Source organism: Nocardia sp. GP40 (assembly GCF_050434125.1).
Lineage (GTDB): Bacteria > Actinomycetota > Actinomycetes > Mycobacteriales > Mycobacteriaceae > Nocardia > Nocardia albiluteola.
In genome coordinates, this window is record NZ_JBNPVW010000018.1 from 134,039 (window position 1) to 149,444 (window position 15,406).

A 15,406-nucleotide genomic window follows, 5' to 3' on the forward strand; every position below is an offset into this window, starting at 1 on the left:
CGTCGAATCGTAAACGCCGGGAGCGCGACCGTCAGGCCGCAAGCAGCTCGTCCAGCCAATCGAAGGTGCGCTGATGCCACAGGGCGACCGCACCCTCGTGGCAGTGCTCGCCACCGCCCTCGTCCTCGCGGAACGCGATGAGGTCCTTGCGGCAGGTCAGCGCGTCGTAGATGCGCTGCGGCTGGCCCTCGAAGAACTGGTCGTTCTCGGCCTCCAGAACCAGGGTCGGACACACGATTCGGTCGGCCAGCCCCGCCATCGTGTACGGCCGGGTCACCTCGACGAGTTCCTGCGCGGTCGAGACCCCGAAGGTCCACCGGCCGTTGCGAACGGCCCAGCGCGCCTGTGTGTTCTGCGCCAGCACCGCCTCGAGCCCACCGGGCGCCCGGGTCGCGAGTTCCAGGGTCGTCGCGAACGGTTCATGCATGTCGTAGACGCCGTCGTGCAGCACGCATGCGGCGAGACGGTGCTCGAACGCGGCCGCCCGGGCCGCGAGATAGCCGCCCATGCTCGTGCCGACCAGAACGAGCCGGGCGGGGTCCGCCTCGGGCAGGGCGAGGGCGAAATCGACGACGGGGGTGACGACGGCCTCCCAGTCGGGCCGGAAGTGCAGGCCCTGTTCGCGCACGGTGCTGCCCTGGCCGGGACCGTCGAAGGCCAGGACGTGGTAGCCGCGCCGCAGCGCACCGGCGGCGAGCCCGAGGTAGTCCTCCTCGAGGGTGGAGTCGAATCCGCCGTGGTAGAGCACCGTCGGGCGCGGCTGTCCCGAATCGTCCGCGAGAAACAGGTAACCCGGAAGCGTCGTGTCCTCGTAGGGGATCCGCACGGCGCGGGCCGGGGTATCGAGCAGGGCCGCGGCGTCGGCGAAGGTCCGCTGCGACGCCGTGGCCAGCCGTGCGGACTCGGCGTCGCTCGCCGGATCCTCGCGGCGGTAGAAGTCGGCGGTCCGGTAGTAGTTCGACGCGCGCAGCAGCGCCTCGCGCGCGCTCACCCGGTGCCCGGCGGCCAGTGCGTCCCGCCCGATGCCCTCGACCCGGGCGGCCGTCGCGGCCCACTCGGACGACCAGGCGGCCTCGTCGCCCTCGGGGATCCGCCCGCAGGTCACCAGCACCTCGCCGAGTTCGGCACCGGCATAGGTGGCATATCCGGCCGCGCGCAGCGCCTCGAAGGAAAAGGACTCGTCGTCGTAGAGGAATTTCATCGCCGCTCTCCGCTCATTTTCGGAACGATACGGTGCCGTTCCGTTTCATGAACGACCGTACCGCCGAATCAAACGGAACGCAACCGTTCCGTCTCGGCTATCCTCGGCACATGGCAATCGAGCGAACGGCAACCGGAGGCGCCGCCCTGCGACAGCAGGTGACCGACGCGATCACCGCGGCGACCTTCAACGAACTCGCCGAGACCGGCTACGCGCGACTGTCCATGGAGGCGATCGCCCGGCGCGCCGGCGTGGGCAAGGCGGCCCTGTATCGGCGTTGGTCGTCCAAGGAGGACATGCTCACCGAGCTGATCCGCGACGCGGTCACCGGGGCGCTGCCCCCACCCCCTGCCACCGGCGCCCTGCACAGCGACCTACGCGAACTGCTGGACAGCATCCGTGGCCAGTTGGCCAATCCGCTGGTCAGCCGGATCGGCCTCGGACTGCTCGCCGACGCGGGCCGCTCGAGCGCGCTCGAGGAGGTGCTGCACACCGGGGTCGCGGTGCCGCGCCGGGCCGCGGCGCGGGCCGTGCTGGAGGCGGCGATCAACCGCGGCGAGCTGCCGGCCCGGCTGGATCTGGAGCTCGGCATGGATCTGCTGATCGCGCCGCTGGGCTTCCGCATGCTGATCCTGCGGGGCGACACCGGCGACGAATACCTGGAGACGCTGACCTGCGCGGTCGAGGCCGCGTTGCGCGCCGCCGTGCGGTGACCGGCAGGCCGGCGGATCCGGCTACTTGCCGTCGATCATCGGACGAGCGGCGCCCTGTCCGTCGTCGTAGTACTCGTGCACGACCGTGCCGTCGACCACATCGCCCGACGGGTCGACGACCACGCCGCGATATCCGCCCGCCATCGACAAGCGATCGATGCGGCGGGTGGCAAAGGCGGACACGAAGGGCCGCAACAGGGCTCGGGTGGGCAGCAGCAAGAGCAGGCCCAGCACGGAGGTGACCAGGCCGGGGACGAACATCGCGACCGCGCCGAGGGTGACCAGCGCGCCGTCGGCGACCGCCGCGCCCGGGGTGATCTCCCCGCGCCCGGCACGCCGGAACTGATCGAACACCCGGCGGCCCTGCGAGCGCACCACGATCAGGCCCAGGCCCGAACACGCGATGAGCAGCAGAATCGTCAGGGCGGCACCGATGAAATGGCCGACCACGACGAGGGCGGCGATCTCGACAACCAGGTAGAGGGCGAACAGTACGGCGGGCATGACGGTCCTTTCCGAATCCATCTACCCCATTCAACGACCGGGCGACCGGATTTTCTCCCGCCGAGACTGAACCCTTACTGAGAATTCACGCCCCCGGCCGGACCAGCCCCGTCTCATAGGCCAGGACCACCGCCTGCACCCGATCGCGCAGGCCCAGCTTGGTGAGCACGCGGCCCACGTGGGTCTTGACCGTGGCCTCGGACAGGTACAGCTCCCCGGCGATCTCGGCATTGGAGCGGCCTGCGGCGATCTGCTCGAGCACCTCCCGCTCGCGGGCGGTGAGCACATCCAGCACCGCGCTGTCGCGCATGCCGCCGGGGTCGTCGGCAATCAACCGATCCAGCAGGCGCTTGGTCACCTTCGGGGAGACCACGGCGTCACCCGCGGCCACGCTGCGAATCGCCGAGATCAGGTCCTCCGGCGGGGTGTCCTTGAGCAGAAAGCCGCTCGCGCCCGCCCGCAGCGCACCGAGAGCGTGTTCGTCCAGGTCGAAGGTGGTCATGACGAGAACCTTGCTGCCGCAGCCGGATTCGAGGATCCGACTCGTCGCGGTGACGCCGTCGACCACCGGCATGCGGACGTCCATCAGCACCACGTCGGGCGCCAGCTCCCGGGCCTGCTGCACGGCCGCGGCGCCGTTGCCGGCCTCCCCCACCACCGTGAGATCGGGGTGCGCCCCCAGCACCATCCGCAGCCCGGCTCGCATCAACTCCTGGTCGTCGACGACGAGTACGGTGATCGGCACCCGTCCAATCTACTTGTCCGCCGGGGCGATCCGTGCGGGCGACCCGACCGGCGACTACTCGGAGCCATCCCGGGTGAGCGGGATGATCGCCCGGACACGCCAGCCGCCCTCGGGGCGCCGCCCGGCCTCGAGCGAACCACCCAGGACCGCGACGCGCTCGCGCATGCCCACCAGGCCGAGGCCGCTGCCGGTGAGGCCGTTGCGGGCCATCGCGCCGGACGGACGGGCGGACGTGCCCGGCGGCGGATCGGCGGCCGGTTCCTGTGCTACCCACTGATGGCCCATATCGACGACCTCCACCAGCACATCCTCGTCCCGGCGATGCACCCGCACCCACGCCTTCGGGGCGGGGCCCGCATGGCGAAAGGTGTTGGTCAGCGACTCCTGCACGATGCGGTGCACACCCAGGCTCACCTCGGGGGCGATGCTGTCGAGTTCACCGGCCAGCTCCAGTTCGACCGCGAGGCCGGCACTGCGCATCATCCCCACCACCCGCGCCAGGCCGGCGGTGCCGTGCTGGGGCAGCTGTTCGGGGGAATGCTCGGTGCGCAGCAGCGCGACCGTGCGCCGCAGCTCGCGCAGCGCCTCGCGCCCGGTGGCCGCGATGGTGCCCAGCGCCCGATCGGCCGCATCCGGATCGGTGCGCAGCGCGTAGCGGGCGCCGTCGGCGTGCACGACGATCACGCTCACCGCATGCGCGACGATATCGTGCAGCTCGCGCGCGACCCGGGTGCGTTCGACCGAAACCGCCTCGTGCGCAGCGCGTTCCCGGTCGTCGTCGGCCACCGCCAGCCGCGCGGCCACCTCGGCGTCGTAGGCGTGGCGGGCGCCGAGGAATTCCGCGAGGGTCCAGCACAGCGCGTAGTACAGCGTCAGGATCGCGATCGTCATCGGGATCGATTCGTGGTTCAGCGCATCGGTCAGGGCCGCGTCGAGGGTCAGTCCGCCGAGATAGATCAGCCCGTCCCGCCGCCCCACGTACGCGACCAGGGTGTACAGCGCGATGCCCAGCGCACCCAGCGCCGGATTCTGCAGGTTTTCGCCGATCGCGCCGCTCACCAGGCTGTTGAGAATCGACACGCCCAGCAGCGCAGCCGCACTCGCGCGTGGATACCTGCGCCGCACGATCACCGGCAGCGGAACCAGCACCGCGAATACGAGATAGAGCGCCAGATGCCGCTTGTGAACGGCCGAGGCGAGATCGGCAGCGAGCAGCAGTGCGGCCAGCATCGCATCGGCGACCATGGGCTTGCCGCGGAGCCACAGGCTGAATCGACGCACGTCCTCAGCCTAGAACGCGCGACCGAGTGCCCGGCCGGACGTGCGGCACCGCCTCGCACACACGTATCGGGCCCCGGCCATCACATCCACTCGCCGCGACCGATGTCGAGCTGCCTCCGGCACGAATGTCCAGCACCGGCCAGGGGGTGTCCGCCGCGCTCAGCAGCGCACCTCGGCGGGCAACGGCCGTGCCCCGGACGCGGCATGGGTCGAATGCCCGGCCAGCCAGGGCGCGAGCACGCGCGAGGTGGTCTCGCGGATCTTGCGCTGCAGGCGTTCGCCGTCCTCGATGGCGTGGCGACCGGAGAACAGGACGGTCAGCGCCCCGGAGACCGCGCCGACCACCGCGCCGACCAGGGCCGCCGCGCCGACGTCGTCCAGCTCGTCCGGAAAGGCCGCGCGCAGCTGACGGGCGATCTCCTGCTGCGCCGCCAGTTGCGCGTGCGCCGCGCGGCCGCTGACCGCGGGCACCGTGCGCGAGACCTGAGCCCGCAGGACGGCGATCCGGGCGGCCAGGTCGTCCCCGAGGTGCTCGCCCGGATTGTCGCCGGCCGCACGTAGCGCGCGCAGAAGCACCTCGACCGGCCGCTCGTCCGGGCGGCGGGTCCCGATGGCGTGGATGGCCGCGCGCACGCGCTCGTCGGGCTCGGGGAAGAGCAGTTCTTCCTTGCTCTCGAAGTAATTGAAGAAGGTGCGGGTGCCCACCTCGGCGGCCGCGGCGATGTCGGCGACCGTAGTCGCCTCGTAGCCACGGGATTCGAACATGTCGACGGCGGCCTCGAGCAGGGCGCGGCGGGTGCGTTCTCGCTTGCGGTCACGGAGGGCGGATGGCGGCACGCGGGCAGACAGTACGGCATACGAGATCAAATACCCGGCAGGCTGCGTGTCGCCGCGCGTTACACCTCGCGCGCACACGCACAGCCTGCGACATTGCACTCACTGCCAGTTTGCGCGGCGTGTCGCACTGGGCCGCAACGCATTCACCGCGCCGCCCGCCACCGACGCGCCCGCACGCGCGCGGCTCGCCACGGATTCGCCGTCCGCACCCGAACGCTCGGCTTTTGTTCTTGAAGAGGCAGCTCCCGAGCAATTACGGTGTGCTGCGTGAGCATTGCATCCCGTGCCGTGGACGAGGAGTTCCGTGCGCTGCCGCTGGCCGCATTGGCCGAGGCCGCGCTCAGCGCCGCGCGCGCCGCGGGGGCCGGCTACGCCGATCTGCGCGTCCACCGCCAGGTCCGGCAGTCGATCCGGCTGCGGGACGGCCGCGTGGAGGCGGTCACCGACTCCATCGACCTGGGCTTCGCGGTCCGCGTAATCGTCGATGGCACCTGGGGTTTCGCCTCCCACGCCGACCTGTCCCCCGCCACCGCCGCACAGGTCGCGCGCCGCGCGGTGACGGTGGCGACCACGCTGCGCGCGTTGAACCGCGAGCGCGTGGAGCTGGCGGACGAGCCCGTCTACGGCGACGCGCAGTGGGTCTCGGACTACGCGATCGACCCGTTCGAGGCGCCGACGCCGGAGAAAGTAGCACTGCTGCAGGACTATTCGGAGCGCCTGTCCGCCGCCGACGGCGTCGATCACGTCGAGGCGCACGTGCTACAGGTCAAGGAGCAGACCTACTACACCGACACCGCCGGATCAGCGATCACCCAGCAGCGGGTGCGATTGCATCCGCACCTGGAGGCGATCACGGTGGACGCCAGTGCGGGTGCGTTCGAGACGATGCGCACCCTGGCCGCGCCGGCCGGGCGCGGCTGGGAGTACGTCACCGGCGCCGACGGCGTCTGGGACTGGACAGGAGAACTCGCCCGGATCCCGCAGTGGCTGGCCGAGAAGGTGAAGGCGCCCACGGTTACTCCGGGCCCTACCGATCTGGTTGTCGACCCGACCAATCTGTGGCTCACCATCCACGAATCCATCGGCCACGCCACCGAATACGACCGTGCGATCGGCTATGAGGCGGCCTATGCCGGAACCTCGTTCGCCACACCCGATCAGCTGGGCACGCTGCGGTACGGCACCCCGATCATGCACGTCACGGGCGACCGCGTCGAGCGGCACGGCCTGGCCTCGGTCGGCTACGACGACGAGGGCGTGGCCGGCCAGCGCTGGGATCTTGTGCGCGAGGGCGTGCTCGTGGGCTACCAGCTGGACCGCGTCTTCGCGCCGCGGCTGGGCCTGGACCGCTCCAACGGCTGTTCGTACGCGGATTCGGCCCACCATGTGCCGATTCAGCGGATGGCCAACGTCTCACTGCAGCCGGATCCGGTGCGCGACACCGGCACCGAGGAGCTGATCTCCCGCATCGAGAACGGCATCTACATCGTCGGCGACAAGTCGTGGTCGATCGACATGCAGCGCTACAACTTCCAGTTCACCGGTCAGCGGTTCTTCCGGATCCGCAACGGGCGCTTGGCCGGCCAGCTGCGCGATGTCGCCTATCAGGCCACCACCACCGATTTCTGGGGCTCGATGGAGGCGGTCGGCGGACCCTCCACCTGGGTGCTGGGCGGCGCGTTCAACTGCGGCAAGGCCCAGCCCGGCCAGGTGGCCGCGGTCAGCCACGGTTGCCCGTCGGTCCTGGTGCGCGGGGTCAACATTCTCAATACTCGATCGGAGGCGGGGCGATGAGCGTCCTACACGGCGGCGAGGTCGTCGAGCGGGCCCTGGCCGCCTCGCGGGCCGACGAGGCGATCGTCATCGTCACCGACCAGTCCGAGGCCTCGCTACGCTGGGCCGGAAACTCCATGACCACCAACGGATCCTCGACCTCGCGCGAGTGGGCGGTGGTCTCGATCCTGCGCGAGGGGCCGAATGCCGCCCGGGTCGGCAGCGTGAGCTCGACGAGCGTGGCCGCCGCCGACATCGAATCGGTGGTGCGCGCCAGCGACGAGGCCGCGCGCTCCGCCACGCCCGCGCGCGATGCGATGCCGCTGCTGGACCCCGAGGCGGTGGGCCTGCATCTGGACCCGGGCTGGTCGGGCGAGCCCGCGACAACGGGCATCGAGGTCTTCACCGGCCTGGCGCGCGAGCTGGCCACCGGTTTCGACGGCGCGGACATGCTGTACGGCTTCGCCGAGCATCAGCTGCACACCACCTGGCTGGGCACCTCGACCGGGATCCGCCGCCGCTGGACCCAGCCGACCGGATCGGTCGAAATCAACGGAAAGCGCGGCGCAGGGGCCGATCTCGCCAGCGCCTGGGTCGGCGCGGGCACCCTCGACTTCGCCGATGTCGACGCCTCCGCACTGCTGACCGAGCTCGCGCGGCGGCTGGACTGGAACGCCCGCAACGTCGAGCTCCCCGCCGGACGGTACGAGACGCTGCTGCCCCCATCGGCGGTCGCGGATCTGCTGATCTACATGAACTGGGAGATGCAGGGCCGCGGCGCCAACGAGGGACACACGGCCTTCTCGCGGGCGGGCGGCACCCGCGTCGGGGAGCGGCTCACCGATCTCGGGTTGACCCTCTACTCGGATCCGAGCGCGACCGGCCTGGAGTACCGCCCGTTCGTGGCCACGACGGCCTCCTCGCCCGCGCTCTCGGTCTTCGACAACGGCCTTCCGGCCCAGCGCGTGGACTGGATCCGCGAGGGCGTCATCGAGAATCTGGTGTATCCGCGGGCCACCGCAACGGAATTCGACGCACCGATCACGGTTCCGGGCGATAACCTGCTGATGACGGGCGGTTCGGGCGCGACGCTGCCGGAGATGATCGCCCGCACCGAGCGCGGGCTGCTGTTGACCTGCTTCTGGTACATCCGCGAGGTTGATGCTGCCACCCTGCTGCTCACCGGGCTCACCCGCGACGGCGTCTACCTCGTCGAGGACGGCGAGGTCACCGCCGCGGTGAACAACTTCCGCTTCAACGAGAGCCCGCTGGATCTGCTGCGCCGCACCACCGAGGCGGGGGCCACCGAGGTCACGCTGCCACGCGAGTGGAAGGACTGGTTCACCCGCACGGCGATGCCGCCGCTGCGGATTCCCGATTTCCACATGTCCTCGGTCAGCCGCGCGACCTGATCCCAGCCATCTCACCCGCTCCGCCGCTGTGTCGGGGCCGCTCGTCCGGACCGGACGTTCGGTCCCCGACCGCACCCGTGTCCCGCACCCATGTGGCAGAATCGCTGGCCAGGACAGCGATGCTCTGCCGCATCGAAACCACTCGGCTCGGGGGCAGGCGCGCACAAGTCGAGGTGGGGACTCAATGACACAGGACACCGGAGCCCCGGTCTTCGGTCCGCTCATCGAGCAGGCCAAGACCGGATCGGTCTCGCTGAATGTGGAGCCGCAGGCGTTCCTGGCGCTGGATAAGGCACTGCAGCAGCGCAAGACGGAGATCCAGTCGATCCAGCAGCTGGTGCAGAAGGTGCACAACCAGGACTCGTGGGGCGTGGGCGAGCAGTCGCCGATCCTGACCTCCGCCCACACGATCGTGCAGCGCCTGCGGGACAAGGGCAGCGGCGGGGCCAACAACGCCTACGACACCCTGCAGGATCATTGGAAGACCGCCGACGAACTGCAGACCCTGTTCCGCACGATCCGTGATCGCCTGCAGCAGACCGACAGCGAGTTCGCCGCCAAACTCCGCGCGGCCCAGGCGGCACTCCCGGAGGCCGGGGGCACCGCGTGACGACCTATGACGCACCCGGAATCACCGATCCGGAGAATGTGGACGCCCTGACCCATCAGCAGATCTACGACGCCTTCCAAACGGTCGGTGATCACTGCGCGGATATCGTCACGGCCTGGCAGCAAGCCCGCGACCAGTGGCGCACCTCCACCACCGGCCTGGTGCAGGCCGTGCGCACCGCCGTGGACGGCCACTGGACCGGCTCCGCCGCCGAGGCCGCGGTGCAGGCGGTGACCGGATACGGCACCCGGGCCACCGATCTGGCCGACCTGTTCGACCAGACCGGGCAGGTCGTGGCGAATACCGCCCAGGCCGCGCAGACCACGAAGGCGTACATATCGAAGCCGGTTCCGGTCACCGCCGACCAGACCAAGGATCCGACCGAATTCGACACCCAGACGCGCAACGCCAGCAAGGCCCAGGACGACGCCCGGCAGATCATGCAGCAGCGCTACGTGGTCCCGTTCACCACCGAAGACGCCCGCATACCGACCTTTCCGCCGGCGAATTCGACCGGAGCCGGCGACAATCCCCTCACCGCGCTGGCGTCGGCGACGACCAACGGTGTGCGGGTGTCGATTCCGGGCGTGGCCAGCATCGATATCCCCGGCCTCGGCACGCAGCCGGACAGCACCGTGCCCGCGGGTGTGCACACCAGCCTTTTCGGTACGCCGGTAACGAATCCCGACGCGAGCGTCACCGCGCTCACGGACAATTCCGCAACGTCGCGCCCGACCGCCAGCGACGTGCTCTATCGCCCGCAGGACCGGACCGTACTCACCGGTGACCCGCAGGTTCCGGCCGCTACCCGCCCGGCGAGCACCGCGCCGGTCACCGCTCCGACGACCCCGGCCAGTACATCGCCGCACGATGCCCCGACCGATACGACCTCCCGTGACGGCACACACGACACGCCGCAGCACTCGGATTCGGATACGCCCCGCTCGGAGCACGGGACGCACACCACGCCCGCCGACAACGGTTCCCAGTCCGACGGCAGGACTCCCGCCGAAACCCACTCAGCGGCAAACGATTCCGCGGCGAGCCAGACCGCATCGAACCAAGCCGCGGCGAACGAGACGACTGCGAACCAAGCCGCGGCGAGCCAGGCGACGTCGAACCAGGTCACGGCGAACCAAGCGACCTCGATCCAACCCGCGCCGACTACGCACACCGACACCGGCTCGACGGCCGCGCCGAGCGCCGGTTCCTCCGGCGGCGCGCAGAATGCCACGGCCACGCCCGGTTCCACAGATTCCGGCGCGGGCGGGTCCTCCGACAGTGGGCGCGGCGGAGCAAATCTCACACAGAACACGCCGCGGCTGCCGACGACGGTGCCGGGTACGGCCCTGCCCGGCGCGCTGGCCGCCTCGAGCGCCGCCGGATCCGCACTGGGCGCCGCGGCCAGTATCGCCGCACCCGCTCTCGGCGCGGGATCGATGATCCCGAATCCCCCATCGACACCGAACATTCCGCCCGCTCCCACCGCTCCGGCGCCAGGCCCTTCGGCCCCTCCGCCGAGCCCCGGCGCCCCCGCACCCGGATCCTCGGCACCCGGGCCGATCCTCCATTCCGGTCCGATCGGCCAGGGACCGAATTCCCCAGCACCGGTACCGAGTTCCCCGACCCCCGGTACGAATCCCCCGAGCCCCGCGCCGAATACCCAGACGCCCAGGCCAATCGCGCCCACCCCGACCGGTGGAACCCCCGCGACTCCCCCGCTCGGGTCGGCCGCCGCGACGAATTCGATTCCCCCCGACGCGCTGACCGAGCCCGCGGCGACCGCGATCACCGGCGCGGCCGCGGCCGAACTCAGCGACGACCCACACCAGCACCACGATCCGCGGATGCCGCGCATGCGGGTCAAATACGAGGGCGACCGCGACCGAATCGGCAAGACCGTCGACCTCAGCAACGAGTCGACCACGGCCGAGATGGCGCGCACCGAGGACTACGTCCAGGCCACCATCGGCGACCACACGCGTCGAGACAACCGGGAACGAGCGGCGACCGAGGACGAACTCAACCCCACCGCAGCCGAAACAGCGGGCGCCGAACCACCTGTCGAGCCGGTCATCGGCGAATACGAATCGGTGGACGACCAGGACCCCGCCAGTCCGATATTCGACCGCGGTGCCGGGTCCGCCCCGCACACCGATCAGAACGTTCGACCACAGATCGGTGACCACACCGCCCGAGGCGACCACGAGCGGCCCGATACCGGTACCACGCGGGGCAACGAGCCCACCGTCGCCGAAACAACGTCCACGGCGCACCTCGTTCAGCCGGCGATCGGTAACCCCGGCATCGGATCCGCCGCCGCCGAGACGATACGCGCGAACGATGTACGACCGTCCATGGCCGGAACAGAGTTCGCCGGACCGCATGTCGAGCCCGTAATCGGCGAATACGGATCCGCGGACGACCAGGAAGATGCCGATATGAATATCGGCGCATCCAGATCAACCGCACACGCCGATCACTACGTTCCACCGACAATCGGTGACCACACCCCCCAAAGCGCCCGCAGCGGCCTCGATTCCGGGGCAGCCCCGAGCAACGAGCCCCGCACCGCCCCAACACCACTCACCGAAAGCTACGTCCAGCCCACGATCGGCGAATACCCGTCCCCGGACGATCCGAACCGGGAAGGCGCCGATCCCCGCGGCGAATCCCTTACCGCCGGAACGACACTCAGCGGGCAGTACGTTCAGCCCACGATAGGTGAATAATGACCACTTGGTCGTTCGACGAGGAGGAATTCGCAGCCCTGTGGTTCGGGCCGGCGAACGACCGCATGCTCTACCCGCTCACCTATCTGTCTCGCTTCGCCCATGTGAACGAGCGTGACCGCTACTGGGAGCACGTCCGCCACGAGTATTCCGACCAGGGCAGGCTGACCTGGAACGAGGCAGACCTGCTGCGGCGCGCGTTCCGTGTGCTCACCGAGCCGGAGGTGTGGGCCGAGATTCACGGCGTCTCCGACCAGGCGGGCCCGATCCGGGTCACCGCCGCCCGCCACGACCGGCACGCCGCTCTCGCAATACAATTCACTCGCCGCCCGCGCATCGAGGTCAGCATCATCTCCGCGGACCGGCTGTCCACTCAGCTGGGTGGCCTGTTGCCGCGGGTCGCGCCGGGCAGTCATCCACCCCAGGCGTTCGCGGTGGCCGACCTGTACCCCGAGCGCCAACCGGAACTGCACTACACCGGGGAATCCACGCCGCTGCAACGCTATCGGCGACTGGTTCGCCGCCCGGCCGGTGGCGCCGGCGTGATCACCGTATTCCGCGGCCCCCGGAGCCTCGGCGGCAAGCAGCCGCGCAAGGTCGGCACGGTCCGCTGGTACGACATTCACGACGACGGCCGATACTTGGAGACGGGCAACCGCACCATCACCGTCCAGCCGGCCGACGCCGGCGCGGTGCAGGGCGCAGTCGCCCGCCTGCTCGACCTCGCCCTGTTCGAATACCGCGACTTCGTCGACGATATGGGCGAATTCGTTACGCACTAGCCGACATCCACCTCGGGTGGAGTGCGCACACCATCTCGGCCGCGGCCGATGCGAGCGTCCTCATCGCCGTCCGACCCCGGAAGCGATCGACGCGAGCCACCCAGCACAGACCCCGGGCCGAGACCCGCCTCACCGCGGTCACGGAGTACGCCGAGAAGTGGCTCGACATCGCTCGCGCCTTCCGCTGAACCGACCGCGGGACTACTGCGCGGTGAAGCCGCCGTCGATCGCCAGCGCCGCGCCGGTGACGAAGCTCGCCTCGTCGCTGAGCAGATAGGCGCACAGCGAGGCGATCTCATCGGGCCGGGAGATGCGGCCCAGCGGATGCAGGGCGGCCACCGCGGCCGCGCCCTCCGGTGTCGCACCCATCGAGCCGCGAAACGCCGGAGTGTCGACCGCGCCGGATACCAGCGCGTTCACCCGGACGCCCTGCGCGGCCGTTTCGAGAGCAACGGCCTTGGTCAGGCCGACGACGCCATGTTTGGCGGCCACATACGGCGCCACCGACCCCATGCCCACCACACCCAGATTCGACGCATTGTTCAGAATCGCGCCGCCGCCCGAGGCGATGATCGCCGGAATCTGCTGGCGCAGACCGTAATACACGCCGGTCAGGTTCAGTTCCAGATCGGCCCGCCAGCTCGCCTCGTCGATGTCCTGGATCGGGCCGAACGCCTTGACGGCGCCGGCATTGTTGAACGCCGCGTCCAGCCTGCCGAATTCGTCGATCGCGGTGCCGGTCAGGCGCTCCTGGTCGGCGGGGTCGGTGACATCGGCCGAGACGAACACGGCGCGGCCACCCGCCGCCCGGATCTCGGCGGTCACCCGGTCGCCATCTGTCTTTCCCCTCGCACCCAGCACAACCGCGGCACCCTCGGCCGCGACGCGCCGCGCGACCGCCTCGCCCACACCCGAGGTTGCGCCGGTGATCAGCACAACCTTGGACTCGAACCGAGAATTCACTACAGACTCCATTTCTGTCGCACCATTCGCGATCTCGTCGCATCGACAAGTCAAGCCCGGGCGACAGGCGGAAGCTGGCGAGAATCGGACCGCGCGCTCAGGCTGCGCGGGGTGGCCGGTTCGATTCCCATGTGCCGCCCTGCCGGTGAGCGAGGGCGGCGTGATGCGGTTGAGGGGACCCCGCGACCGCCACTGAACACGCCGATCTGCACGGCCTCCCGCCGCCCCTGCATCCGCACCAGCGCTGGCGCCCGCGGAAGAAGCGCTCGATCAGCCGCGCGATGTCGGCCTCGGGCACTCCGGTCCAGTCCTCGGTGACGCGGTCGATACGGCAAGTCCCACGGGTGAACAACCGACGCGATCGCGGACCATCGATTCGGCCCGCGGCGAACGGGGTCACCGACGGCCCACAGGCGAGCGCATGCTGGTGGGAAGGTTGTAATGATGTAAGCAGGTGATCGCGGTGGACGACGAGACGATCCGGTCCCGTGAGTCGGGTATTTCGGACGACGCGGCCGCGCTGGATGCCTACTCGCGCACGGTGATCGCGGTGGCACAGGCGGTGACCCCGCACGTGGCGAGCGTGCAGACGCGGCGCGGCGGCGGGTCGGCGGTGGTGTTCACCGACGACGGATTCCTGCTCACCAATGCGCATGTGGTGGGGTCGGCGGGCAGCGGCGATGTCGTCTTCGCCGATGGCACCGAATCGCGGTTCGACGTGGTCGGGGTCGATCCGCTCTCGGATCTGGCGATACTGCGTGCCCGCGGCGGCGCGCCGGCCGCCGCTGTCCTCGGCGATGCCGACTCCCTGGTCGTCGGGCGGCTGGTGGTGGCGGTCGGCAGCCCGCTCGGCCTGGCCGGATCGGTCACCGCGGGCGTGGTCAGCGCCCTGGGGCGCGCGGTTCCCGTCGGGGATCGCCGCATCGCCCGCGTGATCGAGGATGTCATCCAGACCGACGCCGCACTCAATCCTGGCAACTCAGGTGGCGCACTGGCCGATTCGTCCGGACGGGTGGTCGGGGTCAATACTGCCGTCGCGGGAATCGGCCTGGGACTGGCGATTCCGATCAATTCGACCACCCGCCGGATCATCAGCACGCTGCTCACCGACGGCCGGGTGCGGCGCGCCTATCTCGGCGTGGTGGGCGTGCCCGCACCGCTACCCGAGGCGGTGGCCACCCGCACCGGCCAGCGCGCGGCGCTGCGGATCGTGGAAGTGGTGCGCGACGGCCCTGCCGCCCGCGCCGGCCTGCGCCGCGGCGATCTGGTGCTCAGCGTCGATCGCGCGAAAATCCATGACGCCCAGGGCATTCAACGCCACCTGTTCGCGGACGCCATCGGCCGCTCGCTGCCGGTCACCGTCCTGCGCAACGGGGCGATGGTCGACGTCATCGCTGTACCGACCGAACTGACCGCCGGCTGATCGGCACCGGCGGCCATCGCACGCAATCCGGCCGCCCCTAGGCGTACCTCCGCATTCGCTCCGGCCATGCGCGGCTTCGGACGGCTTCGCCGACGGCGCCCATTATGCGGATTCGGCCAGTGCCGCGGCCTGCCAGACGTCCGCGAGGTCCTGCAGCGGGATGTGCAGGGCGCGGCTCAGGCCGACGACCGTGCCGAAGGCCGGGCTGGGAAGGCGGCCGGATTCGATCTTCCGGAGGGTTTCCGGTGAGATCCCGGCCGCGGCCGCGACCTCACCGAGGTCCCGACCGGCACGGGCCGAGCGCAGGCAGGCGCCCAGGCGGCGACCGGCCTCGATCTGGGCTGGGGTGAGCGGCAGTCGGACCATGCGGCCAGCGTACGGCCGGTATTAAAATAACGCAAAGTGGTATACAAATACCGGCTGCGCTACA

General features: G+C 70.2%; 14 protein-coding genes. 7 read left to right on the plus strand and 7 right to left on the minus strand.

Annotated features, from left to right (window positions below; all coding sequences use genetic code 11):
• Positions 1-31: 31 nt before the first annotated feature.
• Positions 32-1,201 carry an alpha/beta hydrolase family protein gene (locus ABH933_RS39055; protein WP_429419374.1) on the minus strand — a complete coding sequence of 390 codons (1,170 nt, stop codon included), beginning with the start codon at positions 1,199-1,201 and terminating at the stop codon, positions 32-34.
• A 110-nt stretch (positions 1,202-1,311) separates the two neighbouring features.
• Between ABH933_RS39055 and ABH933_RS39060 the strand changes: the two genes are divergently transcribed.
• Positions 1,312-1,914, plus strand: a complete 603-nt coding sequence (locus ABH933_RS39060) for a TetR/AcrR family transcriptional regulator (protein WP_429419372.1) — start codon at positions 1,312-1,314, stop codon at positions 1,912-1,914.
• A 21-nt stretch (positions 1,915-1,935) separates the two neighbouring features.
• Here the strand turns inward: ABH933_RS39060 and ABH933_RS39065 are convergent, their stop codons facing one another.
• The 4 genes from ABH933_RS39065 to ABH933_RS39080 all read right to left on the minus strand — a co-directional run bounded on the left by ABH933_RS39065 (position 1,936) and on the right by ABH933_RS39080 (position 5,281).
• Positions 1,936-2,418 carry an FxsA family protein gene (locus ABH933_RS39065; RefSeq protein WP_429419370.1) on the minus strand — a complete coding sequence of 161 codons (483 nt, stop codon included), beginning with the start codon at positions 2,416-2,418 and terminating at the stop codon, positions 1,936-1,938.
• Positions 2,419-2,503: 85 nt separating this feature from the next.
• Complete coding sequence (locus ABH933_RS39070; RefSeq protein ID WP_215916984.1) at positions 2,504-3,163, minus strand: response regulator; 660 nt, start codon at positions 3,161-3,163, stop codon at positions 2,504-2,506.
• Positions 3,164-3,217: 54 nt separating this feature from the next.
• On the minus strand, positions 3,218-4,444 hold the full coding sequence (locus tag ABH933_RS39075) for a sensor histidine kinase (protein ID WP_429419368.1): 1,227 nt from the start codon (positions 4,442-4,444) through the stop codon (positions 3,218-3,220).
• 159 nt (positions 4,445-4,603) lie between these two features.
• Positions 4,604-5,281: a TetR/AcrR family transcriptional regulator gene (locus ABH933_RS39080; protein WP_429419366.1), complete on the minus strand. Its 678-nt coding sequence runs from the start codon at positions 5,279-5,281 to the stop codon at positions 4,604-4,606.
• A gap of 267 nt (positions 5,282-5,548) precedes the next feature.
• Here ABH933_RS39080 and ABH933_RS39085 point away from each other — a divergent pair, with 267 nt between their 5' ends.
• The 5 genes from ABH933_RS39085 to ABH933_RS39105 all read left to right on the plus strand — a co-directional run bounded on the left by ABH933_RS39085 (position 5,549) and on the right by ABH933_RS39105 (position 12,590).
• A complete protein-coding gene (locus ABH933_RS39085; RefSeq protein ID WP_429419364.1) occupies positions 5,549-7,075 on the plus strand; it encodes a TldD/PmbA family protein in 1,527 nt (508 codons plus the stop codon).
• The gene (locus ABH933_RS39090) at positions 7,072-8,466 is read left to right on the plus strand and encodes a metallopeptidase TldD-related protein (RefSeq protein WP_429419362.1); all 1,395 of its coding nucleotides are present in this window, start codon (positions 7,072-7,074) and stop codon (positions 8,464-8,466) included. Before ABH933_RS39085 ends, ABH933_RS39090 begins: the two co-directional genes overlap by 4 nt.
• Positions 8,467-8,650: 184 nt before the next feature.
• Complete coding sequence (locus tag ABH933_RS39095; RefSeq protein WP_215916981.1) at positions 8,651-9,076, plus strand: hypothetical protein; 426 nt, start codon at positions 8,651-8,653, stop codon at positions 9,074-9,076.
• Positions 9,073-11,808: a hypothetical protein gene (locus ABH933_RS39100; RefSeq protein WP_429419360.1), complete on the plus strand. Its 2,736-nt coding sequence runs from the start codon at positions 9,073-9,075 to the stop codon at positions 11,806-11,808. The genes ABH933_RS39095 and ABH933_RS39100 overlap by 4 nt, the downstream gene beginning before the upstream one ends.
• The gene (locus ABH933_RS39105; protein WP_429419359.1) at positions 11,808-12,590 is read left to right on the plus strand and encodes an ESX secretion-associated protein EspG; all 783 of its coding nucleotides are present in this window, start codon (positions 11,808-11,810) and stop codon (positions 12,588-12,590) included. Before ABH933_RS39100 ends, ABH933_RS39105 begins: the two co-directional genes overlap by 1 nt.
• 201 nt (positions 12,591-12,791) lie before the next feature.
• On the opposite strand, the gene ABH933_RS39110 is transcribed toward ABH933_RS39105, so the two are convergent.
• Complete coding sequence (locus ABH933_RS39110; RefSeq protein WP_429419356.1) at positions 12,792-13,553, minus strand: SDR family NAD(P)-dependent oxidoreductase; 762 nt, start codon at positions 13,551-13,553, stop codon at positions 12,792-12,794.
• A gap of 463 nt (positions 13,554-14,016) precedes the next feature.
• Between ABH933_RS39110 and ABH933_RS39115 the strand changes: the two genes are divergently transcribed.
• Positions 14,017-14,976: a S1C family serine protease gene (locus ABH933_RS39115; RefSeq protein ID WP_429419354.1), complete on the plus strand. Its 960-nt coding sequence runs from the start codon at positions 14,017-14,019 to the stop codon at positions 14,974-14,976.
• 102 nt (positions 14,977-15,078) lie between these two features.
• Here the strand turns inward: ABH933_RS39115 and ABH933_RS39120 are convergent, their stop codons facing one another.
• A complete protein-coding gene (locus tag ABH933_RS39120) occupies positions 15,079-15,342 on the minus strand; it encodes a helix-turn-helix transcriptional regulator (RefSeq protein ID WP_429419352.1) in 264 nt (87 codons plus the stop codon).
• Positions 15,343-15,406: the final 64 nt, after the last annotated feature.

What these genes read in the sequence shown, in the direction of transcription:
- ABH933_RS39090 (WP_429419362.1), top strand. Translation starts at nt 7,072, where the DNA reads ATGAGCGTCCTACACGGCGGCGAGGTCGTCGAGCGGGCCCTGGCCGCC.
- ABH933_RS39060 (WP_429419372.1), top strand. Translation starts at nt 1,312, where the DNA reads ATGGCAATCGAGCGAACGGCAACCGGAGGCGCCGCCCTGCGACAGCAG.
- ABH933_RS39105 (WP_429419359.1), top strand. Translation starts at nt 11,808, where the DNA reads ATGACCACTTGGTCGTTCGACGAGGAGGAATTCGCAGCCCTGTGGTTC.
- ABH933_RS39095 (WP_215916981.1), top strand. Translation starts at nt 8,651, where the DNA reads ATGACACAGGACACCGGAGCCCCGGTCTTCGGTCCGCTCATCGAGCAG.
- ABH933_RS39065 (WP_429419370.1), bottom strand. Translation starts at nt 2,418, where the DNA reads ATGCCCGCCGTACTGTTCGCCCTCTACCTGGTTGTCGAGATCGCCGCC.
- ABH933_RS39055 (WP_429419374.1), bottom strand. Translation starts at nt 1,201, where the DNA reads ATGAAATTCCTCTACGACGACGAGTCCTTTTCCTTCGAGGCGCTGCGC.
- ABH933_RS39120 (WP_429419352.1), bottom strand. Translation starts at nt 15,342, where the DNA reads ATGGTCCGACTGCCGCTCACCCCAGCCCAGATCGAGGCCGGTCGCCGC.